This window comes from Streptomyces sp. NPDC050508 (genome assembly GCF_040655155.1).
Taxonomy (GTDB): Bacteria; Actinomycetota; Actinomycetes; order Streptomycetales; family Streptomycetaceae; genus Streptomyces.
In genome coordinates this window covers 1-25469 of record NZ_JBFAJJ010000009.1, presented here as the reverse complement: position 1 = coordinate 25469, position 25469 = coordinate 1, and the positions used below count along the sequence as shown (strand labels likewise).

26 protein-coding genes and 1 rRNA gene are annotated in these 25469 nt (G+C 68.6%); 16 read left to right on the top strand and 11 right to left on the bottom strand.

The genetic code is table 11. The features are described 5' to 3' along the window. Positions 1–40 precede the first annotated feature (40 nt). Positions 41–817, top strand: coding sequence for a phosphate ABC transporter ATP-binding protein PstB (gene pstB / locus AB0I69_RS25240; RefSeq protein ID WP_363097947.1), 777 nt, complete (start codon positions 41–43; stop codon positions 815–817). Between the two features lie 349 nt (positions 818–1166). On the opposite strand, the gene AB0I69_RS25235 is transcribed toward pstB, so the two are convergent. Both AB0I69_RS25235 and AB0I69_RS25230 read right to left on the bottom strand, forming a co-directional pair. Further along, complete coding sequence (locus tag AB0I69_RS25235; RefSeq protein ID WP_363097946.1) at positions 1167–2165, bottom strand: inorganic phosphate transporter; 999 nt, start codon at positions 2163–2165, stop codon at positions 1167–1169. A gap of 7 nt (positions 2166–2172) precedes the next feature. Continuing rightward, positions 2173–2793 (bottom strand): DUF47 family protein, encoded by a 621-nt coding sequence (locus tag AB0I69_RS25230; RefSeq protein ID WP_026151758.1) that lies wholly within the window; start codon positions 2791–2793, stop codon positions 2173–2175. A gap of 197 nt (positions 2794–2990) precedes the next feature. Here AB0I69_RS25230 and AB0I69_RS25225 point away from each other — a divergent pair, with 197 nt between their 5' ends. Then, positions 2991–3344 (top strand): metal-sensitive transcriptional regulator, encoded by a 354-nt coding sequence (locus AB0I69_RS25225; RefSeq protein ID WP_363098294.1) that lies wholly within the window; start codon positions 2991–2993, stop codon positions 3342–3344. A gap of 10 nt (positions 3345–3354) precedes the next feature. Here AB0I69_RS25225 and AB0I69_RS25220 read toward each other — a convergent pair whose 3' ends face one another. Both AB0I69_RS25220 and AB0I69_RS25215 read right to left on the bottom strand, forming a co-directional pair. Next, positions 3355–3537 (bottom strand): hypothetical protein, encoded by a 183-nt coding sequence (locus tag AB0I69_RS25220; RefSeq protein WP_363097945.1) that lies wholly within the window; start codon positions 3535–3537, stop codon positions 3355–3357. A 107-nt stretch (positions 3538–3644) separates the two neighbouring features. Next, positions 3645–4487: a hypothetical protein gene (locus tag AB0I69_RS25215; protein WP_363097944.1), complete on the bottom strand. Its 843-nt coding sequence runs from the start codon at positions 4485–4487 to the stop codon at positions 3645–3647. 149 nt (positions 4488–4636) lie between these two features. Between AB0I69_RS25215 and AB0I69_RS25210 the strand changes: the two genes are divergently transcribed. Both AB0I69_RS25210 and AB0I69_RS25205 read left to right on the top strand, forming a co-directional pair. Beyond that, on the top strand, positions 4637–4816 hold the full coding sequence (locus AB0I69_RS25210; RefSeq protein ID WP_363097943.1) for a hypothetical protein: 180 nt from the start codon (positions 4637–4639) through the stop codon (positions 4814–4816). A 66-nt stretch (positions 4817–4882) separates the two neighbouring features. Next, a complete protein-coding gene (locus AB0I69_RS25205) occupies positions 4883–6454 on the top strand; it encodes an FAD-binding oxidoreductase (RefSeq protein ID WP_363097942.1) in 1572 nt (523 codons plus the stop codon). 119 nt (positions 6455–6573) lie between these two features. Here AB0I69_RS25205 and AB0I69_RS25200 read toward each other — a convergent pair whose 3' ends face one another. The 3 genes from AB0I69_RS25200 to AB0I69_RS25190 all read right to left on the bottom strand — a co-directional run bounded on the left by AB0I69_RS25200 (position 6574) and on the right by AB0I69_RS25190 (position 9362). Continuing rightward, the gene (locus tag AB0I69_RS25200; protein ID WP_363097941.1) at positions 6574–7281 is read right to left on the bottom strand and encodes a phosphatase PAP2 family protein; all 708 of its coding nucleotides are present in this window, start codon (positions 7279–7281) and stop codon (positions 6574–6576) included. A gap of 167 nt (positions 7282–7448) precedes the next feature. Continuing rightward, positions 7449–8393 carry a bifunctional lytic transglycosylase/C40 family peptidase gene (locus AB0I69_RS25195; protein ID WP_363098293.1) on the bottom strand — a complete coding sequence of 315 codons (945 nt, stop codon included), beginning with the start codon at positions 8391–8393 and terminating at the stop codon, positions 7449–7451. Positions 8394–8576: 183 nt separating this feature from the next. Then, entirely contained in the window at positions 8577–9362 is a 786-nt protein-coding gene (locus tag AB0I69_RS25190) for a trypsin-like peptidase domain-containing protein (RefSeq protein ID WP_363097940.1), read from the bottom strand. Positions 9363–9568: 206 nt separating this feature from the next. Here AB0I69_RS25190 and AB0I69_RS25185 point away from each other — a divergent pair, with 206 nt between their 5' ends. Together AB0I69_RS25185 and AB0I69_RS25180 are read left to right on the top strand one after the other, a co-directional pair. Continuing rightward, the gene (locus AB0I69_RS25185; RefSeq protein ID WP_363097939.1) at positions 9569–9850 is read left to right on the top strand and encodes a DUF397 domain-containing protein; all 282 of its coding nucleotides are present in this window, start codon (positions 9569–9571) and stop codon (positions 9848–9850) included. After that, positions 9843–10226 (top strand): VOC family protein, encoded by a 384-nt coding sequence (locus AB0I69_RS25180; protein WP_363097938.1) that lies wholly within the window; start codon positions 9843–9845, stop codon positions 10224–10226. Before AB0I69_RS25185 ends, AB0I69_RS25180 begins: the two co-directional genes overlap by 8 nt. Before the next feature lie 27 nt (positions 10227–10253). Here the strand turns inward: AB0I69_RS25180 and AB0I69_RS25175 are convergent, their stop codons facing one another. Next, positions 10254–11015 (bottom strand): SDR family oxidoreductase, encoded by a 762-nt coding sequence (locus AB0I69_RS25175; RefSeq protein ID WP_363097937.1) that lies wholly within the window; start codon positions 11013–11015, stop codon positions 10254–10256. A 56-nt stretch (positions 11016–11071) separates the two neighbouring features. Here AB0I69_RS25175 and AB0I69_RS25170 point away from each other — a divergent pair, with 56 nt between their 5' ends. After that, complete coding sequence (locus AB0I69_RS25170) at positions 11072–11659, top strand: TetR/AcrR family transcriptional regulator (protein WP_363097936.1); 588 nt, start codon at positions 11072–11074, stop codon at positions 11657–11659. Positions 11660–11799: 140 nt separating this feature from the next. Here the strand turns inward: AB0I69_RS25170 and AB0I69_RS25165 are convergent, their stop codons facing one another. After that, the gene (locus tag AB0I69_RS25165) at positions 11800–12744 is read right to left on the bottom strand and encodes an oxidoreductase (RefSeq protein ID WP_363097935.1); all 945 of its coding nucleotides are present in this window, start codon (positions 12742–12744) and stop codon (positions 11800–11802) included. 81 nt (positions 12745–12825) lie between these two features. Here AB0I69_RS25165 and AB0I69_RS25160 point away from each other — a divergent pair, with 81 nt between their 5' ends. The 9 genes from AB0I69_RS25160 (at position 12826) to AB0I69_RS25120 (ending at position 24735) form a co-directional block, all read left to right on the top strand. Next, a complete protein-coding gene (locus AB0I69_RS25160) occupies positions 12826–13425 on the top strand; it encodes a TetR/AcrR family transcriptional regulator (RefSeq protein WP_363097934.1) in 600 nt (199 codons plus the stop codon). A gap of 825 nt (positions 13426–14250) precedes the next feature. Beyond that, positions 14251–15624: a peptidase S8 gene (locus AB0I69_RS25155; protein WP_363097933.1), complete on the top strand. Its 1374-nt coding sequence runs from the start codon at positions 14251–14253 to the stop codon at positions 15622–15624. Positions 15625–15956: 332 nt separating this feature from the next. Then, positions 15957–17270 (top strand): S53 family peptidase, encoded by a 1314-nt coding sequence (locus AB0I69_RS25150; protein ID WP_363097932.1) that lies wholly within the window; start codon positions 15957–15959, stop codon positions 17268–17270. Positions 17271–17644: 374 nt separating this feature from the next. Further along, positions 17645–17953, top strand: a complete 309-nt coding sequence (locus tag AB0I69_RS25145; protein WP_014673544.1) for a hypothetical protein — start codon at positions 17645–17647, stop codon at positions 17951–17953. 168 nt (positions 17954–18121) lie between these two features. Continuing rightward, entirely contained in the window at positions 18122–18961 is an 840-nt protein-coding gene (locus tag AB0I69_RS25140; RefSeq protein ID WP_363097931.1) for a hypothetical protein, read from the top strand. After that, the gene (locus AB0I69_RS25135) at positions 18951–20267 is read left to right on the top strand and encodes a hypothetical protein (RefSeq protein WP_363097930.1); all 1317 of its coding nucleotides are present in this window, start codon (positions 18951–18953) and stop codon (positions 20265–20267) included. The genes AB0I69_RS25140 and AB0I69_RS25135 overlap by 11 nt, the downstream gene beginning before the upstream one ends. Beyond that, positions 20264–21823 (top strand): SCO6880 family protein, encoded by a 1560-nt coding sequence (locus AB0I69_RS25130; RefSeq protein ID WP_363097929.1) that lies wholly within the window; start codon positions 20264–20266, stop codon positions 21821–21823. Before AB0I69_RS25135 ends, AB0I69_RS25130 begins: the two co-directional genes overlap by 4 nt. Positions 21824–21830: 7 nt before the next feature. Further along, positions 21831–23264: an ATP-binding protein gene (locus AB0I69_RS25125; protein ID WP_356060163.1), complete on the top strand. Its 1434-nt coding sequence runs from the start codon at positions 21831–21833 to the stop codon at positions 23262–23264. Positions 23265–23280: 16 nt separating this feature from the next. After that, complete coding sequence (locus AB0I69_RS25120) at positions 23281–24735, top strand: type IV secretory system conjugative DNA transfer family protein (protein ID WP_363097928.1); 1455 nt, start codon at positions 23281–23283, stop codon at positions 24733–24735. A 24-nt stretch (positions 24736–24759) separates the two neighbouring features. Here AB0I69_RS25120 and AB0I69_RS25115 read toward each other — a convergent pair whose 3' ends face one another. After that, positions 24760–25305: a GNAT family N-acetyltransferase gene (locus tag AB0I69_RS25115; protein WP_363097927.1), complete on the bottom strand. Its 546-nt coding sequence runs from the start codon at positions 25303–25305 to the stop codon at positions 24760–24762. A gap of 71 nt (positions 25306–25376) precedes the next feature. Continuing rightward, positions 25377–25469 (bottom strand): 5S ribosomal RNA (gene rrf / locus AB0I69_RS25110); the annotation flags it as partial.

Below are 25469 nucleotides of genomic sequence, written 5' to 3'. Positions count from 1 at the left end.
CCCCTCAGCGACCGTTCTGAACTCTGGAAGTGAAGCAGTCATGTCCAAGCGAATCGACGTAAGCGGGCTCACCGCCTTCTACGGCTCACACAAGGCGATCGAAGACATCTCGATGACGGTCGAGCCGCGCTCGGTGACGGCCTTCATCGGCCCCTCCGGCTGCGGCAAGTCGACGTTCCTGCGCACGCTCAACCGCATGCACGAGGTGACGTCCGGCGGCCGGGTCGAGGGCAAGGTGCTCCTGGACGACGAGGACCTCTACGGCCACGGCATCGACCCGGTGTCGGTCCGCCGCGAGATCGGCATGGTCTTCCAGCGCCCGAACCCGTTCCCCACGATGTCGATCTTCGACAACGTGGCGGCGGGCCTGCGCCTCGCCGGCTCGTACAAGAAGAGCGAGCTGTCGGACGTGGTCGAGAAGTCCCTGAAGGGCGCGAACCTCTGGAACGAGGTCAAGGACCGCCTGAACAAGCCCGGTTCGGGCCTGTCGGGCGGCCAGCAGCAGCGGCTGTGCATCGCGCGCGCGATCGCGGTGGAGCCGAAGGTGTTGTTGATGGACGAGCCCTGCTCGGCCCTCGACCCCATCTCGACCCTGGCCATCGAGGACCTGATCGGCGAGCTGAAGGAACGCTTCACGATCGTCATCGTGACGCACAACATGCAGCAGGCGGCGCGCGTCTCGGACCGTACGGCCTTCTTCAACCTGGCAGCGGTCGGCCAGCCCGGCCGGCTGATCGAGATCGACGACACGGAGCGCATCTTCTCCAACCCGTCGGTCCAGGCCACGGAGGACTACATCTCGGGCCGCTTCGGCTAGACGCCGGCCTCAAGAACCCCTCGCGGTGCTGCATGGCGGTGCCACCGCGAGGACGAAAAGGGCCCGCCCCTGGCTCCCGGGGGCGGGCCCGTTCGTTTGTTCTCCCACCCACCCACCCGACTCGGTGGGCCGAGAGGTGCCTTCGGGGGCCGTTCGTTTGCGCGGGTGAGTGGGAGTGCGCGTCCATGCTTTCCCACCCGCCCACCCGTTTGCGGTCGGTCAGCAGGTGAGCCGCTCAGGAGACCCGAGCCCGTCCGTTCTGCTTCTACGGCGCCTTCTCAACCCACCGTAAACGGGTGGGTGGGTGGGAAACGGGGGGCCAGGGGGCGCAGCCCCCGGCATTCAGCGCCTACAGGAACGCCAGGTCCACGACCCAGAACGCCAGCGCCGCGACAATCGCAGCCGCCGGCATCGTGATGAACCACCCCATCACGATGTTCTTGGCAACACCCCACCGAACAGCGTTGACCCGCTTTGTCGCGCCCACACCCATGATCGCCGAGGTGATGACATGCGTCGTCGACACCGGCGCCTTGAAGAGATACGCCGTGGTGAACATGATCGCCGCCCCGGTCGTCTCGGCGGCGAATCCCTGCGGCGGATCCAGCTCGATGATCTTCCGCCCCAACGTCCGCATGATCCGCCAGCCACCCGCATACGTCCCCAGCGACAGCATCAGCGCGCAGACGATCTTCACCCAGACCGGGATCGGGTCGCCGTAGGTCGAATGCCCGGAGATCACCAGGGCCATCACCACGACACCCATGGTCTTCTGCGCGTCCTGGAGCCCGTGCCCCAGAGCCATCCCCGCCGCGGACACCGTCTGCGCGATACGGAACCCGCGCTTGGCCTTGTGCGGATTGGCCTTCCGGAAGATCCACATGATCGCGGTCATCACCAGATAACCGGCGATCAGACCGACGACCGGCGACACGAACATCGGGACGACGACCTTGTCGACGACACCGTGCCAGAGGACGTCGGTACCGCCGGCCAGCGCGGCCCCGACCATCCCGCCGAACAACGCGTGCGAGGACGACGACGGCAACCCGAAGTACCAGGTCACCAGGTTCCAGGTGATCGCACCGATCAGTGCCGCGAAGAGGATCCCCATCCCCTTCGACCCCTGGGGCGTCTCGATCAGCCCCTCGCTGACCGTCTTGGCGACCCCGGAACCGAGAAACGCACCGGCGAGATTCATGACCGCGGCCATCGCCAGCGCCGCGCGCGGAGTCAGCGCCCGCGTCGAGACGGACGTAGCAATGGCGTTCGCAGAGTCGTGAAAACCGTTCGTGTACGTGAAAAAGAGCGCGACCAGAATGGTCACGACCAGAGCGAAGGTGTCCATGGAGAGGTCAGGACTCCTTGACGGCGATGGTCTCCACCGTGTTCGCCACGTGCTCGAACGCGTCCGCCGCTTCCTCCAGCACATCCACGATCTGCTTGAGCTTCAGCACCTCGATGGCCTCGTACTTGCCGTTGAAGAGCATGGCCAGCAGCTTGCGGTGGATCTGGTCGGCCTGGTTCTCAAGGCGGTTGACCTCGATCCAGTACTCGGTGAGGTTGTCCATCGTGCGCAGGTTCGGCATGGCCTCAGCGGTGAGCTCCGCCGCCCGCGCCAGCACCTCGATCTGCTGCTCGACGCCCTTGGGCAGTTCCTCCACGTTGTAGAGGACGACCAGGTCGACGGCCTCCTCCATGAAGTCCATGATGTCGTCGAGGCAGGAAGCGAGGTTGTAGATGTCCTCGCGGTCGAAGGGCGTGATGAACGAGGAGTTCAGCTGATGGAAGATCGCGTGCGTGGCATCGTCACCGGCGTGTTCCGCGGCCCGCATACGCTCTGCGATCTCGGCCCGGCCGGCGGTGTCCGCCCCGAGCAGTTCCATGAGGAGTTTCGAGCCCGTGACGATGTTGTCCGCGGATGCGGCGAACATGTCGTAGAAGCTCGTCTCCCTGGGGGTCAGACGAAAGCGCACAAGGGGTCCTCGGGATGCATCGGTTTCGGTCAGGCTGATGCTAAGTGCATCATCCGGCCACGGCTAATGGGCCGTCCCCCAGTGTCGCCCATCAGGCACAGTGATCCGCACGGGGGCGTACCAAGGGCCCTATACCCAGCAAAGTTCGTTACGATATACCCACTAGGGGTATATGTCTGGAGGACGCGATGGACGCGATGACGACCACCGAGGCCGGCGCGGCGGCAGCGCCCTCCGAACCGGCACAGGAACCGGCACACGAGCCGGTGACGCACGGTTACCACAAGCAGAAGGACGAGCACCTCAAGCGCCTGCGCCGGATCGAGGGCCAGATCCGCGGACTGCAGCGCATGGTCGACGAGGACGTCTACTGCATCGACATACTCACCCAGGTGTCCGCCTCCACGAAGGCCCTGCAGTCGTTCGCACTGCAGCTCCTGGAGGAACACCTCCGGCACTGCGTCGCCGACGCGGCCGTCAAGGGCGGCACGGAGATCGACGCGAAGGTCGAAGAGGCGACGAAGGCGATCGCCCGACTGCTCCGCACCTAACCCCTGGCACCTAGCCCCTGGGTCCGCCGGGGGCATCCCGTTCCTCGGCGACCTTCAGCACCTCGTCGATGCTCTCCAGGCTGAGCCGGTCCTCGGCGGCCGAGGCCGCGATGATCAGGTCTCCGCACAGCTCGATCTCGGCGAGGGCCACGTGGTCCTGAACTGCCGTACCGCCGACCGGAGCCACGTGCATCACCTCTTCTCTGCCGTCACCGACTTCCTAGAGTAGGGAGCGGTCTACACAACGCGCATGGCACGGACGGGCTAGTCCTCACCCCGACCCACACCGACCGGTTCAGGTCACTTCTCGGCGATCTGCCCGGCGTAGATGTCCTTCGACGCCGGAAGCCGTACGTCCACGGGGGCCCCGAAGTCGTACAGCAGCGTCGTCGAGGCGACCGCCACGGTGCTGCGGCGCTGCCCGTTGACGAAGCTGAACCGCTGCCGGACCTTGCGGATGCGCCCCTGGTCGTCGAGGTAGACGTCGAAGGGCACCCGGGCGGTGGCGAACCCTTTCGCCGCCGACCTCAGGGCCGCCTCGTTCCCCGCCGACGCGCTCCGTGCGGCGACGGCGAGATCGGCGACCCCCTGATAGTGACGCACGGAAGCCCCGGCCACCTCCGTCTTCCCCAGATACGTCGCCCTAGTCGTCCCGCGCAGCAACTCGGCGGCGGCATAGGGGTCGGTGGCGCCGCCGGTCACGAGGTTCCCGTCGGACAGCGTCCCCGTGTCGACCCGTACCCACTTGTCGGCGGGCACCCCGGCACCCCGGTTCTTCATGAACAGGGCGCCCGGCGCGAGGAGTTCGGTGATCGGGCGGTGCTCACTGGCACCGGCCGGGTCCTGCGGCAACTGCACCTTCAGCCGGCCGAGCTGCCGGCGGAAGTCGTAGACACCCTCGCCGCGGATGGTCACGCGGGTGCCGCCGGTGGCCATCTCCATGGACGTACGGGCCTGCGAACTCCCCGCCGCCACAAGGGAGTCGGCCGCGCGCCGCACCACCGCGACGGAGTCCCCGCCACCTCGCGCGTCCGCGGTCGCCGCCCCGTCACCGGCACCGCATCCACCGGTTCCGACACAGACCCCGACCACGAGTCCCGCCGCGACGACCGCCCCGCCGGTCCGCCTGTGCTGCCGCTCCATAGCTGCCGTACCCCCGGTACATCGTCACGGGCCCCCTGTCGTTCCGCCTAACGAGCGGGTAGGTGGCCCCGTCACGCGGATCAGGGGCACGGACAAGGACGTAGGACCGCCATACGAACCCTTTACCGAACATCGGTAACGTTGTCGGAGTGGCTCAGCCGGACAGCCGAGAGGCTCCCCCCGAACACCCGGAACATCGCACGACGACGGTCGAACAGGGACCGTTCTGTGTGGCCCGCTGCGTCTGTGGCTGGCGGGGGCCGGCGAGACGGGCGAGAAGCCAGGCCAGGACGGACGCGGCGGGGCACTCGGCTGTTCCGAATCCGTGACATGGCCACGAGAACTTGTGGGGCACCGGACGTATCTCACTTCACGGAACCCCCACAGGAGGCGTAATGGAACGGCGTTCATTCATAGGTGGCGGCGTGGCCGCGATAGCCGCGGTCGCGACGACCGCGTGCAACGGCAAGAACATGGGCGGCGGTGACGCGACCGCCACCGCGAACAACGCCTCCAAGGCGACCGGCACGGCGGGACTGCGCACCACCAGCGCCTCCGCCGCCGCCAACTGGGCCGCCCTGGCCCGGGAGCTGGACGGCACCCTGGTCCGCCCCGGTGACGCCTCCTGGAAGACGGCCCACCAGCTCTACAACACCCGCTTCGACTCCTTGAAGCCGGCCGCGGTGGCGTACGTCGCGAACCCCGACGACATCCGCTCGGTCCTCTCCTACGCCCGTGCCCACAACATCCGCGTCGCGATCCGCAACGGCGGCCATTCCTACGCGGGTTGGTCCTCCGGCGACGGCCGCCTGATCGTCGACGTGTCGAAGCTGAACAAGATCCGGGCGAGTGGTTCGAGCGCGGTCGTCGGCGCCGGTTCCAAACTGATCGACGTGTACCGGGGGCTCGCCGCCAAGGGCGTGACGATACCCGCCGGCTCCTGCCCGACGGTCGGCGTCTCCGGCCTCACCCTCGGCGGCGGCCACGGCGTGGTCTCCCGCGCGTACGGCCTGACCTGCGACAGCCTCACGCAGGCCACGCTGATCACCGCGGACGGCAAGCAGCTCGTCGCCAACGCGAGCGAGAACAAGGACCTCTTCTGGGCGCTGCGCGGCGCCGGCAACGGCAACTTCGGCGTCGTGACCGAGCTGCAGTTCAGGACCCACCCCGCGCCCCAGGCCGTATCGGGCTACCTGACCTGGCCGTCGTCGATGGCGGCGGCCGTGGTGAAGGCCTGGCAGGAGTGGGGCCCGGACCAGCCCGACGAGATCTGGTCGTCCTGCCACCTGACGAACACGCCCGGCGGCACGCCCCGCGTCTCCGTCGCCGCCTTCTCCCTCGGCACCTACAACGAGCTCCAGAACGCGGTCGACAAGCTGGCCCACCTGGTCGGCGGCAACGCGTCGAGCGTCTCGCTGAAGCGGCACACGTACGAGGAGTCGATGAACGCGTACGCGGGCTGCTCGTCGTTCTCGACGGACGCCCAGTGCCACCTCCCCGGCTCGACCCCGGGCCGCTCTCCGCAGGGCGCGCTGGCGCGGGAGACCTACGTGGGCCGCTCCGACTTCTTCGACCGCTCGATCTCGGCCACGGGCATCCAGACGATGCTCAACCAGATGAAGGCGGTCCGCGGCAACTCCGGCGACATCGCGCTGACGGCCCTGGGCGGCGCGGTCAACCGGGTCTCCCCCACGGCGACGGCCTTCGTCCACCGCCGCTCCCGCATCCTGGCCCAGTACATAGTCTCCTGGCCCTCCGGCACGGCCGGCACGTCGGCCCAGTCCTGGCTGACGTCCTTCCACAACGCGATGAAGCCGTACGCCTCGGGCGCGGCCTACCAGAACTACACCGACCCCACCCTCACCGACTGGCGCAAGGCGTACTACGGCGATGCGGCGACGCGCCTGGCGACTCTGAAGAAGCAGTACGACCCGAGTCACTTCTTCACGTATCCCCAGGGCCTCTAGTCAGCCCCGGTTCGGCAGCACCCTAGGGGCGCGGGGCTGTATCGATATGCGGCTCCGCCGCGTGGGCGCGACCAGCCACATCGGACCCGCAGACGACGAACCGACCTCCCGGCGGAGCCCTACGCCGCGAGGTCCCGCTCCTCAGTACCGGACGACTCAGCACGGGCCCCCGGAATCACGGCATCCCGCCCCACCCCCCGGGCGTAGGCCGACCGAACCAACCACCCACCCCACGACGAGCCCTCGACCGCCTTGAGCACCGGCGTAAGCAGAGCCATGGCAAGCGGAGAAAGAAGCAGAGCCACAGCCGTACCCAGCGCGAAACCGCCGATCACGTCAGTCGGATAGTGCACGCCCATATAGACCCGGCAGAACCCTTCGAGCAGCGCGAGCCCGATCCCGACCAGCCCGAACCGCCGGTCCGCGACGAACAGCGCGACTCCCATCGCCATGGTGATGGTGGCGTGGTCGCTCACGAAGGAGTAGTCGGTCTTCCCGGAGATGAGGACGTCGAGCCCGGTGTGATCGAGGAAGGGCCGGGGCCGCTCGACGAACCCGCGGATGGGCACGTTCACGAGGACGGCGAGCGCGGCGGCCAGCGGGGCCCAGACAAGCGCCGCGACGGACGAGGCGGAGTCCTCGGCTCCCCGCCGCCGTACGGACCACCAGCACCACACCACCAGCAGCACCATGGCGACGAGCAGCCCGTACTCACCGACGAACTCCACGCCCCGGTCGAACCAGTGCGGTGCGTCCTTGGCGAGGCCATTGATGTCGTAGAGCAGATCGACGTCGGGGTTCGACCCGGATTCGGCGAGTACAGCCATGGTGCTGCGGCTCCTTCGTCGTGGTTCCGGGCGCACCTCGCGTGCGCGCTGTCGCAATAGGAACGCACGGTCTCACTTAGTACGTTCCACACTCCACCGAATGATCACTCAGACGTTATCGAAGAGAGACTCATCGCCGCAGCTCAGGGGGTGGGTTCACGCTCGGTTCACACCGTCGTGGGGAGTGCTTTCGCGCCATCTTCGGTGACCCGGGTGGCGCCGAAGTAATCGGGGGTGTCAATGGGGTCGAAACGGATCACAGCACCCGTCCGGGGTGCGTCGATCATGTACCCGCCGCCGACATAAATCCCCACATGCCGGATGGCCCGGGAATTGGTCAGGTCGTCCGAGAAGAACACCAGATCTCCCGGCAGCAATTCGGCCCGCTGCGGATGCGGTCCCGCGTTGTACTGGTCGTTGGCGACCCGCGGGAGCGTGATTCCCGCACTCTCGAACGCGGCCTTGGTCAGCCCCGAGCAGTCGAAGCGCCCGCCCTGGTCGGCGGTGCCGTTCCCGCCCCACAGGTAGGGGGTGCCGAGCTTGCCCTGGGCGTAGGTGATGGCGGTGGCGGCCTGCTGGGAGGGATCGACCCGGCTGACGGGCGCGGCGAAGCTCTGCTCCAGGGACGTGATCGTCTTCACGTAGTTCTTGGTCTCCGAGTACGGCGGCACTCCCCCGTACTTGATGACCGCGTACGCCCCCGCGTTGTACGAGGCGAGCATGTTCTCGCTCTGGTTCCCCGGCACGTCCTTCACGTACGAGGCGAGCTGGCAGTCGTACGTCGCGGCCGACGGAATCGCGTCATTCGGATCCCATACGTTGCGTACGCCGTCGCCGTTGCCGTCGATCCCGTGCGTGGCCCAGGTCCCCGGGATGAACTGCGCTATCCCCTCGGCCTTCGCCGGGCTCTTCGCGTTCGGGTTGAACCCGCTCTCCTGGTAGAGCTGGGCGGCGAGCAGCGCGGGGTTGAGGGCGGGGCAGAGGTTGCCCCACTTCTGCACGAGCGCCGAGTACGCCGTCGGCACCGCGCCCTTGGCGAGCGCGACGCTCCCGCCGCCGGCCCCGTTCACGAGGTTCCCGGCGACGAGGTACACCCCGACGACGAGCAGCATCACAAAGCTGAGCCCCAGCCCAACCGCGACCCCACCGGCCACCCATACTTTTCGCACGGCTCAACCCTCCCCCATGTCAGCCCTGTTCAAGGCCATTTCCGGGGAGGGTGGCGGCATTTCGCCGTGCTTCCGCCACATCTGACGCGTATTCAGCGAGTCGGCGGTGCCTTGCACCTGGCCTTATTACGGGGCAGTCGTGGCGTCCTTGTACAACTCGGCCGCCTCTTTGCCGAGCACGACACTGTAGGAAATGTCGGGTGTCAGTCCGCCCTGCTCATGCCCGCCGATGACGCCCACCACCTGCTCGTCCCCGTTGACCCAGGGGCTGCCGCTGGTGCCGCCGGTGAAGGCCGGGCAGTCGATGCGCTGCTGTGTGCTGCTGTGCTGGGTGGGTTTGTTGGTGCAGCTGATCGGCTGGTCGGTGGCGGAGGGGTACCCGGTGACGGTCACAGCGGTGGCCCCGGTCGCCATCCCGGTCGTGAACCGGTAGGCCCCGACCACGTCCTCGATGTTCTTACCGTCCACCTCGACGAGCGTGGCGAAACCGATGTCGCTGTCCTCCGCCTGCCCCTTGGACCACCCGTCCGGCAGGAACCGCTGCTCGATCTTCCACACCCCGTACGGTGCCGTGCCGTCCCGGTAGCCGGGTACGAACACGTCGCCGGGGTCCCCGTCCAGGCAGTGCGCCGCGCTGACGATGAGGTCGCGCCCGGCGCTGTGCACCACGGACGCGGTGCAGTGGTGCCCGCCGGCGAGGCTGGAGGCATGGCCCGCCCCGAACAGGGCGCCCACCCGGAGGCTCTGTTTGCTCACCTCGGCCACGGTGGTCACCCCGAAGGGCCCTGGACCGTCGTCGGCGGTCGCCACGGACGCCGAGGTCAGGGCCAGCGTGACCACGGCGACAAACAGCGCGTACCTACGGTTGCCCGCGAGGCGAGCGGAACGGGAGATGCGTGAGCTGCGCTTCATCGGGCCCCACTCTGTCCCACGAAGGTGAGAAAGGACGTCGACGTTTACTGAGATTTCGCTGTGGACTGCGCGTTCGGCGCCTGGATCGACGTTTGGTCCGGTGGTCAGTCCACCGTACTGTCCACCCGTCACTCCCGCCTCTCCTGCCCTCTCGCCTCTCCTGCGCGATACTCGACGTCTCCCCGGCACCCGACGAAGGAAACCCCGTGTCTGACATCCCCCCCGACCTCACCTGGGAACGGGCCGCCCCGCCGGACGCCACCGGCCCCGGCCCCTGGATCGAGATCGCCTTCGGCGAGGGAGACGACGGCGAGACCCCGGTCTACATCCGCGAGACCAGCGACCCGGAGAACGTGGTCACCACCAACCGCCGCAAGTGGGACGCCTTCGTACTAGGCGTACAGGCAGGCGAGTTCGACCACTTCGTGGAGGGCGTGGAGGGCGTGGAGGGCGTGGAGGAAGATCCGGGCAACTCCCCGCATGCATAGGAGCCGCGTCTTCGCCCTCCTGATCGACACGCCGGGACCGGAGGCCGCCGCGGCGGCGGCCTTCTGGTCGGCGGCACTCGGCGCCCCCGCCGAACCCGTCCCCGGGGAGGAACAGTTCACCAGCCTGCACGAGGCAATTCCCGGTCTGGTCACGGCGGTTCAGTCGATCGACGACACCGACCCGCGCTTCCACATCGACATCGAGACGGACGACGTGGAGGCAGAAACGGCCCGCCTCCTCACCCTGGGCGCGACCCAGGTCGCCCGCTGGCTGGAGTGCCGGGTACTGCGCGCCCCGGGCGGCCACCTGCTGTGCGTCCTGCCGGTGCACAGCGACCCGGCGGTCTTCAACGCGCAGGCGCACACCTGGAATTGAGGCGAGCCAGGGGAGCTGGGGAACGACTCAGAGCTTCGTCGTCATCCCGCCGTCCACCGCGATCGTCTGCCCCGTGACGAACGACGCCGCGTCGCTCGCCAGGAACACGACGATCCCGGCGATCTCCGGCGGCCGCCCCCAACGCCCCAGCGCGGTACGGGTCTTGAGCCACTGTCCCCACTCGGGGTCGTCCGCGAGCCGGGCGTTGACCTCTGTAGCGAACGCCCCCGGTGCCACCGAGTTGACCGTCGTGCCGCTGGACCCCAGGTCGGCGGCGAGCGCCCGGGTCAGCCCGTCGAGGCCGGCTTTGGCGGTGGCGTAGGCGACGTCGCCGGTGCGGCCCAACTGGCCGATGACCGAGGAGACGTTGATGATGCGGCCGGGAGTGCCGCGCCCGGCCAGCCCTTCGGCGACCGTCTGACTCAGCGCGTACGCCGAGGTCAGGTGGACGTCCAGCATGCGCGCCAGCTCGTCCGGGGTCATCTCGTGCAGGCCCCGCCGGTCCCGGTGGCCGACGTTGTTGACCAGTACGTCGATGTCCCCGAGCCCGCTCACCGCCTCCCGCGCCGCAGTCCGCTCGGTCACGTCGAAGACGGCGGCAGCGGCGTCCAGCCCGTCGTCCCGCAGCGCGGCGACGGTCGCCTCCACGGTGACCGGATCCCGCCCGTTGACCAGCACCCGGGCGCCCGCCCTGGCCAGGCCCCGCGCCATCTCCAGGCCCAGCCCGCGCACCGAGCCGGTCACCAGAGCCGTACGCCCACCGAGCGAGAAGTCGTCGTGACCACCCATACCGCGACCTCCACCGAAGCCGACACTGAAACACCCGTTTCAGTTACGGTAGCGCAGTGGGTACGACACCGTCATCACCGTCTTCTCCCCGGCGCACCGAACTCCTCGACGCCTGCTACGGCTACCTCCTCGAACACGGCCTCACCGGCCTGTCCCTGCGCCCCCTGGCCACTGCCACGGGCACCAGCCCGCGCGTCCTGCTCTACCTGTTCGGCAGCAAGGACGAGCTCCTACGGCAACTGCTCGCCCGGGCCCGCCGCGAACAGCTCGGGATGATGGCCGCGGTCCTGGCGGAGCCGAACAACGAAGCCGGTACGGCCGGTGACGGCTTCGACGCCCTGACCGACAGCCTGTGGACCTTCCTCTCCGCACCGGAACAACGCCCCATGGTGCGGCTGACGTACGAGGCCTTCCTGCTGTCCCTCAGCCACGATCCCGGCCCCTGGGCGGGCTTCGCCGGCGAGGCGGCCCGGGACTGGCTCGACCTCCTCGTACGGGCCCAGCCCCCCGACACACCGCCCGCGCTGGCGGAGACCAGGGCCACCCGGGCACTGGCCCTCATCCGGGGCCTCCTGCTCGACCTACTGGCCTGCGGAGACGACGGCCGGGTGAGAACGGCCGCGGGCCACACCTGGCAGCTGTGAACCGTCGGTGCACCGGGATTCCCTCGCGAGCCGGCGGTGCGCCGGGACGCTGGGCGAATCCGATTCCCGGTGGCCCGGATCCGCCGACCACTGCTCGCCGACCACCGACCGCCGAGCACCCGATACCACCGCCACCGACCTCACGCCTGCCCCGACTCCGCCCGCGCCGGAAGGCTCAGCACCGGGAAGCCCACTCCCGTCAGTCCCTCCGACGCCTCCCACAGCCGCTCCGCCGCCGCCACGTCACTCGCCGCCGTGCTCCGACCCACCAGCGTCGGCGCCCCGCGCATCTCCATCGGCCCGCTCGGCCCGACGTAGCTCGCGCCCGGGAGGTCCTGCGTCGCCGCGAAGAGCGTCGGCAGGGCACCCCCCTTGTCGTCCTGGGCCACGACCTTGTTGCCGACGGCCATGAGCACGCGGCTGACGGGGTTCGCGGTGTGGCTCTGGAGGTTGGTCGCCGCCCAGCCCGGATGCGCCGCGAGGGTGCGGACGCGCGAGCCCGACTCCGTGAGCCTGCGCTGGAGTTCGAGCGTGAAGAGCAGGTTGGCGAGCTTGGACTGGGAGTAGGCGCGCTGCGGGCTGTAGATGCCGTCCAGGTTCAGGTTCTCGAAGTGGATGAAGCCGTCGCCCATCCGGTGGGCGCCGGAGGAGACGGTCACCACCCGGTCGGTGATGTGCGGCAGCAGCAGGTTCGTGAGGGCGAAGTGGCCCAGGTGGTTCGTGCCGAACTGCATCTCGAAGCCGTCCCGCGTCCGCTGCTCCGGGAGCATCATCACGCCCGCGTTGTTGACCAGCAGGTCCAGCGGCCCGTCCCACCCCGCGGCGAACTCCCGTACGGACGCCAGATCCGCGAGATCCAGCCGCCGCACCTCGGCACTCCCCCTCACCTTGGCCGCCGCGGCCCGCCCCCGCTCCAGGTCCCGTACGGCGAACACGACATGCGCACCCGCGCGGGCCAACTCGGCGGCGGCCGCGAAGCCGATACCGCTGTTGGCACCGGTGACGACCGCCGTACGGCCGGAGAGGTCGGGCATCCGACTCACGTCCCACTTGCTCGTGCTCTTACTGCTGCTGGTCTTGTCCATGCCTCCCAATGTAGGCAACGACTACAATGATGTCAATGACAACAATGCTGGCACCGCCAACATCGGGATACGATGGTTCGCATGCCCGTACGCCCCTATCACCACGGAGACCTGCGCTCCGCCCTGCTCGCGAGCGCGGAGCGCACCCTGCTGGAGAAGGGGGTCGCGGCGCTGTCCCTGCGCGAACTCGCCCGGGACGCGGGGGTCAGCCATGCCGCCCCCGGCCGCCACTTCAAGGACAAGCAGGCGCTGCTCGACGCCCTGGCCCTGACCGGCTTCGAGCGCATGACCAAGGAGCTGAACGCCGCCGACAGCCCCGAGCTGACACTCGAAGCACGCCTCACCGAACTGGCCAAGACCTACGTCCACTTCGCGGTCTCGAACCCCGAGCTGCTGGAGGTCATGTACTCCCGCAAGCACGACGCGGACATCTCCGAGCAGCTGCGGGCGGCCGTGGAGGGGACGACGACCCACTTCGTACGGATCGTCGCCGACGCCCAGGAGCGGGGCGAGGTGATCCCCGGCGACCCCTGGACCATCGCCCTCGTCATCGGCGCCGCCCTGCACGGCACAGCCTCCTTCACAGCCCAGGGCACCCTCACCCCGGAGGCCGCGGTGACCGGCATCCCACCCCTGATCCACCACTTGCTGAACGGCCTCAAGCCCCGCGAGAGCGAGTGACGAACGACAACTACCTGCCGGCGCTTCCGACCGCCCCGTAACTCAACGAGCCGCCCTACGACTGGGCCGACGGCTTCGCGAGCCCCGATGCCCTAGGGGCGTGGGGCCGTGTCGGCATGCGGCTCCACCGCACGGCCACGACAAGCCGCCCGCACCCCGTCACCCCGCCCCACCGCAACACCCTTAGGGGCGCGGGGCTGCATCGACATGCGACTCCACCGCGAGGGTCCAACCGACCCCCACACCCCCACACACCCGCACACCCGCACCCCGCACGCCCTGATGCCCTAGGGGTGCGGGACTGTGTCGATATGCGGCGCCGCCGCGAGGGCGCGACCAGCCCCCACGCACTCCCAACACACCCCAACCCTCATGCCCTCAGGGGCACGGGACTGTGTCGATATGCGGCTCCACCGCACGGCCACGACAAGCCACCCTCACCCCCTCACCCCGCGTGCCCTGATGCCCTTAGGGGCGCGGGGAACTGCGCGACCAACCCCCACCCACCCGCACCCCGCAAACAACCCGAACCACCCACCCCCGACCCGGCCCCGCTCCACCCACCCGCCCCCTTGTCAACGCGCGTCCCACTGTGGATTTCCCGTGGAGAGAGTCAAGCCCGAGCCATCCCCACGCCATCCCGGCGCCATTGATCAGCAATCCCCCAACCCCCTTGAGTAACGCGGAAGTCAGAATTCCGGAACCCTCCTTGTTGTCACGTACTCAACAAGAGATGGTCATCGCGGGCCGCCGCCCCCACCGGGAACCTCACCGGTGGACCCCCCACCCGCAGGCCTCTGCCCACCTCTCTCTGGAGGCTGTACGTTGCGTACGTCACCCCCCAATTCCCCCCACATACGCGGCAACTGGCGCAGAATCGGTTCTGCCGCCGCCGCGACCGCCGCGCTCCTGATCGCCGGACTCGGCACCGCGGCCCACGCGAGCGCGGTCGCCGACACCACCACGAGCACCACGAAGGTCAGCGCCAAGACCATCGCCGCGCAGGTCGCCAAGGCCCACGTGCAGTACACGAAGGCCGGCTGCGGCGCGACCCCGAAGAAGGGCTACGCCGCGTGTAACGCGCTCCGCGTCACCGGCGGCACCACCGCCTTCATGGAGAAGCAGGCCGCGCTGAAGGGCATCGCGCCCAAGACCATCTCCCCGAAGGCCGCCTCCGCCGACCCCACCGGCTACGGCCCCACCGACATCCAGTCCGCCTACGGCCTGGCGTCCGCCGCCTCCTCCAGCGGCTCGGGCGAGACCGTCGCCATCGTCGACGCCTACGACGACCCGAACGCCGAGGCCGACCTCGCGACCTACCGGTCGTACTACGGCCTCTCGGACTGCACCACGGACAACGGCTGCTTCAGCAAGGTCAGCCAGACCGGGTCGACGACCTCCCTCCCCACCGCCGACAGCGGCTGGGCCGGCGAGGAGTCCCTCGACCTCGACATGGTCAGCGCGACCTGCCCGAACTGCAACATCCTCCTCGTCGAGGCCAAGTCGGCGAGTGACGCCAACCTGGGCACCGCGGTGAACGAGGCCGTGAAGCTGGGCGCCAAGTTCGTCTCGAACTCCTACGGCGGCTCGGAGTCCTCCTCCGACACGACGTACGACACCTCGTACTACAAGCACGCGGGCGTCGCCATCACCGCCAGCGCGGGCGACGAGGCCTACGGCGCCGAGTACCCGGCCGGCTCCCGGTACGTCACCTCGGTCGGCGGCACCGCCCTCAAGACCTCCTCGAACAGCCGCGGCTGGACCGAGAGCGTCTGGAAGACCAGCAGCACCGAGGGCACCGGCTCCGGCTGCTCCGCGTACGACGCGAAGCCCACCTGGCAGACCGACACCGGCTGCACCAAGCGCATGATCTCCGACGTCTCCGCGGTCGCCGACCCGGCCACGGGTGTCTCCGTCTACGACACCTACGGCTCAGACGGCACCGGCTGGGGCACCTACGGCGGCACCAGCGCCTCGTCCCCGATCATCGCCTCGGTCTACGCCCTCGCCGGCACCCCGGGCACCAGCGACTACCCGGCCTCGTACCCGTACGCCGCGGCCGGCACCTCCGCCCTGAACGACGTGACGAGCGGCAACAACGGCTCCTGCTCGACGAGTTACTTCTGCACCGCCGGCTCGGGCTACGACGGCCCGACCGGCTGGGGCACCCCGGAGGGCGTGTCCGCCTTCACCGGCTGACACCTCCCCGCAGAGCCTCCCCGTCGGGTCACGGGGAGCCGCCGGCAAGAGGGGGACGTGGGGTCCCCTTGGCGGAGCAAGTGGCAACGGGCCGCGGCAACCAGCCGCGGCCCGTTCGCCGTTCCGCAGCCGCCGACTCCCATGAAAAACCTGTGGGTTTGGTAAAGAGCCAGACCCTGTTCGGTAAGCCGGAAGTCAGGATTCCAGCAGCCTCTTGTTGTCGCGTACTCAACAAGAGATGGTCATCGCGGGCCGCCCCCCACCGCCGGGGAAACCGCACCGGCGAGACGCACCCGCACCGCCCCTGTTCCACCAACTCAGGAGGCTGCACCTTGCGTACCACGACCCCCAACTCCCCCCACGCGCACGGTAGATGGCGCCGCATCGGGTCCGTCGCCATAGCCACAGCCGCACTCGTCTTCACCGGCCTCGGCACCGCCGTACAGGCCGACGCCGCACAGAGCGCCACCACCTCCACGAAGGTGACCTACGCCGCCACCCCCTGTGCGACCCCCAAGCACACGGGCGACCTCACCTGCAAGTCCTACCGCGTCACCGGCGGCCTCACCGCCTTCCAGAAGATGCAGGCCGCGAAGACCGGCATCACCCCCAAGGCGGCCGACGCGACGACCCCCTCCGGCTACAGCCCGACCAACCTCCGGTCCGCCTACGGCCTGACCTCCGCCGCCGCCTCCAACGGCTCCGGTGAGACGATCGCGATCGTCGACGCGTACAACGACCCGAACGCGGAGTCCGACCTCGCCACCTACCGTTCGTACTACGGCCTTTCGGCCTGCACGACGGCCAACGGCTGCTTCAAGAAGGTCAGTCAGACCGGCTCGACGACTTCCCTGCCCTCGTCCGACGCCGGTTGGTCCGAGGAGATCTCCCTCGACCTCGACATGGCGAGCGCGATCTGCCCGCTCTGCAACATCACCCTCGTCGAGGCCACCAGCGCCAGCTACGCCAACCTCGGCACCGCCGAGAACGAGGCCGTAGCCCTCGGCGCCAAGTTCGTCTCCAACAGCTACGGCGGCTCGGAGTCCTCCTCCCAGACGACGTACGACACCTCGTACTACAACCACGCGGGCGTGGCCATCACCGTCTCCTCCGGTGACAGCGCCTACGGCGCCGAGTACCCGGCAACGTCCCGGTACGTGACGGCAGTCGGCGGCACCAAGCTCTCCACCTCCTCCACCACCCGCGGCTGGACCGAGGCCGTCTGGCGGACCTCCAGCACCGAGGGCACCGGCTCCGGCTGCTCCTCCTACGACGCCAAGCCCACCTGGCAGACCGACACCGGCTGCACCAAGCGCATGGAGTCCGACGTCTCCGCCGTGGCCGACCCCGCCACCGGCGTCTCCGTCTACGACTCCTACGGCGTCACCGCCGGCTGGTACACCTTCGGCGGCACCAGCGTCTCCGCCCCGATCATCGCCGGCGTCTACGCCCTGGCCGGCACCCCGGCCAGCGGCACCTACCCGGCGCAGTACCCCTACGACTACGCCGGCACCTCGTCCCTCAACGACGTGACCAGCGGCTACAACGGCTCCTGCTCGACGGCGTACTTCTGCACCGCCGAGACCGGCTACGACGGCCCGACCGGCTGGGGCACCCCGGAAGGTGTGTCCGCCTTCGCCAACTGACGGACGGTGACCTGCCCCCCACCCTGAACTGATCACCAGTCACATGTCGTGCCACAGTGGGTCGTGGGGGCCACACCTGGCACGGGAGAACGGGCCGCGGCATCCAGCCGCGGCCCGTTCATCATGAGAACATCAGCACGAGCAACCCGGTAATCAGGGGCTAACGACCGAACCGGACACAGGTTCCGCCCAGGCCTCATTGCCCGGCGTTACCTACCGTGATACACAGAGTGACCGTACGTAGTATTCGTACGAAACCCGCCAACCAATGACGCCAAGTCGACATCCGACGGCGTCTTTGTCGGCGACAATGATGCCTGACCTCTGCGCACCTGCAGGGGATGCGGAACTACCCACCAGGGGCGGTGACTTACATGCTCTTTGCGGCCGACAAGGGAGACATCAACACCATCATCGGCGGGATCGCTCCGGACTGGGGCCCCTTCGGCAGCCTGGGCAACGAGGCGAAGGTGATGATCGAGGTCGTGATGGCGGTCGCCATCCTGCTCTGCCTCGGAATCGCCGTATGGGGTGCCGCCAAACAGCGCATCGGCGCGACGGCGCTCCGCGACACCTTCAGCGCGGAGCAGGGCAAGGGCCTCATCATCGCCGGTCTGACCGGGGTCTTCATCATCGGCTCCCTCGGCACCCTCTTCACGATCGTGTACGGCATGGCCGTATAGCCAAGCCCGGTAGGTCCCCCGCTTCCCACCCCACCCGCCCGTCGCGCCCACCGGCTGAGGTTGCGTTTCCCTGATGTCGAGTCACCACACCGCGCCCGCGCGGGAACCAGCACGGCTACCGTCGTACTTCCAGATGTTTCTGGACGACGGCGAAGGGGCGTACCCGGCATGAGTCCCGGAGACGAGCACGAGACCTCCGGCGGTTACGGCGGCACCGGCCAGACCCGCACACGTCTGCCACAGGGCGGCGGAGACGTGTACGGCGGCGCCCGCCGAGGCGGCCGATCGTCATCAAGAAGCCTGGTGACGGTGGTCGGAGTCGTAGTACTCCTCATTGCCGCAATCGCCTTCGCGAACCGCGGAGGAGGGGATTCCTCATCGACCGACGGCAACACGGCAAGCGGCTCGAAGCCGGATGCCGCCTCCACGGCAGCGAGCGGGACGAAGCCGGTGGAGTCGAAGACGAGCGGGATTCCGGCCGGGTTCGCACACACTCAGCAGGGCGCGGAGAGCGCGGCGACCAACTACGCCACAGTGCTCGTCTCGGCCGACATCCTCAAGCCGGCCCGGCGGAGCGAGATCGTGCAGCAGGTCTTCGCCGCCGACAAGCAGGTCTCGCTGGAGAACAGCCTCGACCACGCCTACTCCAAGGACTTCCTGGGCAAGCTCGGCCTGGACGCGAACGGCAACGCGACCGCGGGCAACACCTACATCTCCCGCACCGTGCCCATCGGCACCAAGGTCACGGGCTACTCGGACACCGCAGCAACGGTCGAAGTCTGGTGCACCGGGCTGTACGGCACAGCAGGCACGACCTCGACCAACCCGGTGACCAGCGACTGGTTCACCCTGACCCTCCGGTTGCGCTGGAGCGACAACGACTGGAAGGCCGACAGCTTCTCCCAGAAGGACGGCCCCGCCCCGGTCCCCGGCGACAACAAGGCATCCACCGCCGACGACATGGCCAAGGCCGTCCAGGAGTACGGAGGGTTCACCTATGCCCGGTAGCTCGCGTCGCGTACTCAAGGTCGCGGCCGCTTTCACCGCCGTACAGACCACTGCCGTGCTGTGGGCCACCCAGGCTGTCGCGGCACCCTCACCGACCCCGTCGCCCTCGAAGTCCGCACAGTGCAAGCTCCTCGTCGGCCAGGCCAAGGACATCTGCGAGACCGGCAAGGGTGGTGCCACCTCCGGCACGACCCCCAGCACCACCGACACCCTCGACCCCCTCTCCTCCCTCGCCAAGGGTTGCGCCGAAGCCGCCTCCTGGACCATCGACAAGCTCAGCGTCGCCGTCAAGGACACCGCGACCGTCGACTTCACGAACTCCAAGTTCCTTCAGCAGTACGCCGTCGTCTTCGCCGCGTCCACGATCCTCACCCTCCTCCTGTGGCTCCTCGCGGTAGCGAAGCGCGCGGTCCGAGGCGTCCCCCTCACCACCGCGATCTCCGAGGCCGTCGGCTTCCTCTGGCTCACGGTCATCGCCTCCGCGTTCACCCCCCTGATCCTGTACACCGTCGTCTCCGCCACGGACGGCATCACGGATGTCCTCGCGAAGACGACCGGCAACCAGGACACCTTCTTCGGCAACTTCTCCGGCGCCCTCGCCAAGGGAAACAACATCGGCGGCGGCCCGATCATGCTGATCGTCGTCTCCCTGGTCAGCATCCTCGCCGCCGGCGTCCTCTGGCTGGAGCTCGTCATCCGCGCCGCCCTCCTCTACGTCGGCGCCCTCCTCGGCACCGTCGTCTACGCGGGCCTCGTCGACAAGAACCTGTGGGGCCACGTCCGCCGCTGGGCCGGCATCATGATCGCGGTGATCCTGGTGAAACCGGTCATCGTGATCGTGCTGGGCCTGGCCGGCGCCCTGTCCACCGCCGACGGCCCGGACTCCTTCTCCGCCGTCGTCTCCGGCCTCGCGATCATCCTGCTCGCCATCTTCGCCAGCGCGATGATCTACCGCTTCGTCCCCGGCTTCGGCGACGACATCGCCAACGGCCGCAACAACCGCATCATGCAGGGCGCCGAGGGCAAGGCCGCCGCGGTCATCAGCTCCCCGGCGACCATGGTCGCCCAGGGCATCAAGACCCACAGCGCCCGCACGAACGACGGCGGGGGCGGCCAGTCCTCGTCCGGCGGCGGCGCCCGCCCGTCCAATCCGGTCTCCGGCGGCGTCGCGGCCCACAGCAGCCGCCCGTCGAGCGGTGGCGGCGGAGCTGTCCCCTCCGCCGCGCCCCCGCCCCGCCAGAGCCCGGCGAACACCCCGCACGCCAGCAACGCCCGCAACAACCGCACGGGAGGTGAAGGGCGTTGACGACAGAGTCCCACCTGTCCCATCCGATCACGCCCCGCCGGACATATCTCATCGGCCGAGCCCGGCCGAACGCGATCGTCGGCAAGAATCGCGAGACCGGCGAGATCGCGCTCATCATCATGGGCGCGTTCCTCGGCATGATGAGCGGACTCCTCGTCCCCGTCCTGTCCCTGCGCATCGTGCTGCTGACGGGCTTCCCGATGCTGGCGCTGATGGCGGTCTACGTGCCGTACAAGCGCCGCACGTTCTACAAGTGGTTCGAGATCAACCGCAGTTACAAGCGGACCCTGCGCAACGGCACGACGTACCGCTCCTCCGTCATGGAGGCCGGCGTCCACCTCGACGGGCGCGAGGTCGAGATCGGCCCGCCGCCGGGCATCGGCCGCATCAACTGGCTGGCCGCCCCCTTCGGCCCGGACGAGATCGCCGTACTCCTGCACGCCGACCGCCGTACGGTCACCGCGGCGATCGAGATCGAGGGCCCGGGCGTCGGCCTGCGCGACAGCGAGGACCAGGAAGCCCTCGTCGACCGCTTCGGCACGCTCCTCAAGCACGTGGCGAACGGCGACGGCTTCGTCACCCGCATCCAGATGCTCGCCCGCACCCTCCCCGCCGACCCGGACGCGCACGCCAAGGACGTGGCCATGCGCGGCGACGAGAAGGCACTGACCTGGCTGCAACAGTCGTACGACCAACTGCAGTCGATGGTGTCCACCAGCAGCGAGCAGCACCGCGCCTACCTCGTCGCCTGCATGCACTTCAACCGCGAACTCTCCGCCGAGGCCCACGCGATGGCCCGCGCCTCGCGCCCCCAGGCGGGCCGCAAACTCGACCGGGACGCGGGCCTCGCGGTCGTCATGGCACGCGAGTTGACGGACATCTGCTCCCGCCTCCAGGAAGCCGACATCCGCGTACGGCAGCCCCTCGGCCAGGGCCGTCTCGCCTCCCTCATCCACTCCATGTACGACCCGGACCACCCCATCGACCACCTCCAGGCGATGACGAAGCGCAACGCCTGGCCGGCCGAACTCGACGCCATGGAACCGACGTTCCTCCAGGCGAAGACCCGTGAGTCGTCGACCCGCGAGCCGTGGTGCCACGCCACGGCCTGGGTGAAGGAGTGGCCGATGACCCCGGTCGGCGTCAACTTCCTTGCCCCGCTGCTGGTCCACACCCCGGACGTCATCCGCACGGTCGCCGTCACGATGGACCTCGAACCCACAGAGGTCGCCATCGAGCGCATGCTGACCGAAAAGACGAACGACGAGGCCGACGCCTCCCGCGCCGCCAAGATGAACCGCACCGTCGACCCCCGCGACGTCGCCGCCCACGGTCGCATGGACCAGCGCGGCGAGGACCTGGCGAGCGGCGCGGCCGGCGTGAACCTCGTCGGCTACATCACCGTCTCCTCCCGAAACCCCGAGGCCCTCGCGCGCGACAAGCGCACGATAAGGGCGTCCGCCGGCAAGTCGTATCTGAAGCTGGAGTGGTGCGACCGCGAGCACCACCGCGCGTTTGTGAACACACTGCCGTTCGCCACCGGCATCCGGAGGTAGGGCTCAGATGCGGGATCCGCTGTCCATCCTCACCGACGCCTTCACGTCCTTCCTCTTCGGAAAGATCGAGTCGACCCGACTCCCGGTCCGCACCTCAACAGGCCAGGCCCAGGCGGTCTACCTGCCCACGGCCGCCCCCGGCCTCGGCGACTCGGGCGTCATCATCGGCCGCGAGGTCTACTCCGGCAAGGGCTACATCTACGACCCCTTCCAGCTCTACGGCCAGCAACTCCCCGCCCCCCACTGGCTGGTCCTCGGCGAGTCGGGCAACGGCAAGTCGGCCCTGGAGAAGACGTACGTCCTACGACAACTGCGCTTCCGCGACCGCCAGGTCGTCGTCCTCGACGCACAGGGCGAGGACGGCGTCGGCGAATGGAACCTGATCGCGGAAGAGTTGGGGATAACCCCCATCCGCCTGGACCCAACTGCCGCCCTGGACATGGGAATCCGCCTCAACCCCCTCGACCCGGCGATCACCACCACGGGCCAACTCGCCCTGCTCCGCACCATCATCGAGGTGGCGATGGGCCACGGCCTCGACGAACGCTCCGGCTTCGCGCTGAAGGTGGCGCACGCCTACGTCAACGAGACGATCGTCGAACGCCAGCCGGTCCTCATGGACATCGTCGAGCAACTACGCCACCCCGAACCGGAGTCGGCCGAGGCGATGAATGTCGCCATAGACGACGTACGGGCCTGGGGCCTGGACGTCGCCCTCGTCATCGACCGCCTGGTCGACGGCGACCTCCGCGGCATGTTCGACGGCCCGACGACGGTGGGCATCGACCTGGATGCGCCGTTGATCGTCTTCGACCTGTCCCACATCGACCGCAACTCCATCGCCATGCCCATCCTGATGGCGATCGTCGGCGTCTGGCTGGAGCACACCTGGATCCGCCCCGACCGGAAGAAGCGCATCTTCCTGGTCGAGGAGGCCTGGCACATCATCAACAGCCCCTTCGTGGCCCAACTCTTCCAGCGCCTGCTGAAGTTCGGCCGACGGTTGGGTCTGTCGTTCGTGGCGGTGGTCCACCACCTGTCGGACGTGGTCGACGGAGCCGCGGCAAAGGAAGCCGCAGCAATCCTGAAAATGGCGTCGACGCGAACGATCTACGCCCAAAAGGCGGACGAAGCCCGAGCAACCGGGCGGGTGTTGGGACTGCCACGCTGGGCGGTGGAGATCATCCCCACCCTCACCCCCGGCATCGCGGTCTGGGACGTCAACGGCAACGTCCAGGTGGTCAAACACCTGATCACCGAGACGGAACGCCCCCTCGTCTTCACCGACCGCGCGATGACCCAGTCCTCCCGCGACCACGACCGCGAACTGACCGACGACGCCCTGCGCGCCGCCGAGTTGGAGGCGGAGGAACGCGCGGCGGCCTTCATGGAACAGCACCTGAGCGATCTCGACGGCTCCTCCGAGTCCACGGTGGCGTGAACGGCGGTGGCATGACATGAGACCGGACGACGGCGGACGCGAGCGCCAAGGGGGCATCCCCGACGGCCTGTTGGTGGGCCTGCTCGCGTTCCTCATCGGCATGACCCTGCTGGTGTGGTCGGCCACAGGCCTGGCCGCCCTGTTCTCCAAGGGCGCCTGGCCGACGGGCGTGACCTTCGCCCGCACCCCCATGGCCATGCGCCACCTGATCGCCCAGCCCCACGACATCACCGGCGCCTGGCCGCAGTCCCCACCCGCCCAGTTCTCCGGCTACGGCCTCTTCTGGGGCCTGTTCATCGGCCAGTTGATGATCCTGGTCGTCCTGGCGGTGTTCGTGATGGGCACGGTGGCGAGATGGCGGGCGGTACGGGCGAGGGCGCGGGCGAAGAGCCTGGCCGCCCCGCCCTCACCGGAGCCCCAAGAGGTACCGATACAGCGCCCGGAACCACCACAGCAACAACAACCGCAGCCGACGGTCCTCCTGGAACAGGCGCCCCCTGCACCGCACTTGGGGACTTCTCTGTCCAACGGCGAACGGGTGGGCGGGTGGGAAAAAGTCTTCCTGGCGACGGCGGAAAGTCGCCAGTCCACAGCCACCCAAGCCGTACGGGACGCAGAAGGCCCAGCCCTGGTAGTCACGTCCAACAAAACGGTCTGGCAGGACACAAAAGACGCCAGAGCCAAACTGGGCCCGGTCCTCCTCTACGACCCCACCCACCTCTGCGACACCCCGGCCCGCCTCCACTGGTCCCCCACCACAGGCTGCGAGGACAAACAAACGGCGGTGAAAAGAGCCACCGCGCTGCTCGCCCCGGTAAGACCGACGGCAAAGATCGACCAGGCGGTGGCCGACACAGCCGAAACGCTCCTGCGGAGCTACCTGCACGCAGCCGCGATCGACGGCCGCACCATCCGCCACGTGCACCGCTGGTCCCAGGGCACCCAGATCCAGGACGCGGTACGCATCCTCCGCACGAACCCCAAGGCAGCCCCCGGCGCAGCAGGCGAACTGGAAGCGGCACTCACGTCCCACCCCGAACGCCGGGACATCGCCCAGGAGTTGACGAGCCGCGCACTGTCCTCCCTCTTCACGGTCAACATCCGCGAAGCCTGCACACCCAACAGAACTGACGCCCTCTCCTTGGATTCCTTCGCGAACGAAGGGGGCACGCTCTATCTGGTCGGTGAATCCATCGAGGACCCCCGTACGAATCCGGGCGCGATGCCTCTCCTCACCGCCCTCGCATCAAGCGTGGTCGAGCGCGGCCGGCACATGGCCGAACGGTCATCGGCCGGTCGCCTCGACCCACCAATGACGCTTGTCCTGGACGACGTAGCGGCTGTAGCCCCGCTCCCCCAACTCCCGGAGCTCCTCGCCACGGGAGCGGACCGAGGCCTGCCGACCCTGGCCCTGCTCCGCTCCAGAGAACAGGCCAGGGCCCGCTGGCCCCACCACGAACTACCGGTCTAGCAAGCAGACTTACGTCGACTACGGCTACGGCCGCTCGACCGCCATCTCAAGCTCACGTTCGTCCGCGTTCGCGCCGAGCGGCACGGTGATGCCCGTGGGGATGAAGCCGATCTTGCCGTAGAACCGCCGGGCCCGCTCGTTGTCCTCATGCACGATGAGCCGCACCCGCTCGACACCGCGCCCCCAGGCCCACTCCAGCGCCGCGTCGAAGAGCACCTCGGTCAGTCCGATGCCCCGGACCTCCGGCCGCACGAACACCCCGACGATGTGCCCCTGCTTCCGCTCGACCGCAAAGCCGGCCCAGTCGACGGTCCCGGCCTCCTCAAGCAGCACGGTCGCCGTACCGACCCACTCCCCGTCCGGCCCCTCAGCAATGACCTGCTGAGCCCCTTCAGCACCTTCAGCGGCTCCTACGGCCCGCTCCTGATAGAAGGAGTCAGGCCTGGCCAGCGCCGTGTCGTAGGTCTCCAGGAAGGCAAGGTGCGCGACGGGATCCTGCAGGGCAACGAGCCGCAGCTCCTTCGCCGCGGCCCACTCGTCGGCGCGTATCGAACGGATCTTGTAGTTCATGCCAGCAACGGTAGCCGAAACGCAGAAAACCCCCGTACCGAATAAACGGTACAGGGGTTTTCGCAATATTTGTTCGGCGGCGTCCTACTCTCCCACAGGGTCCCCCCTGCAGTACCATCGGCGCTGTAAGGCTTAGCTTCCGGGTTCGGAATGTAACCGGGCGT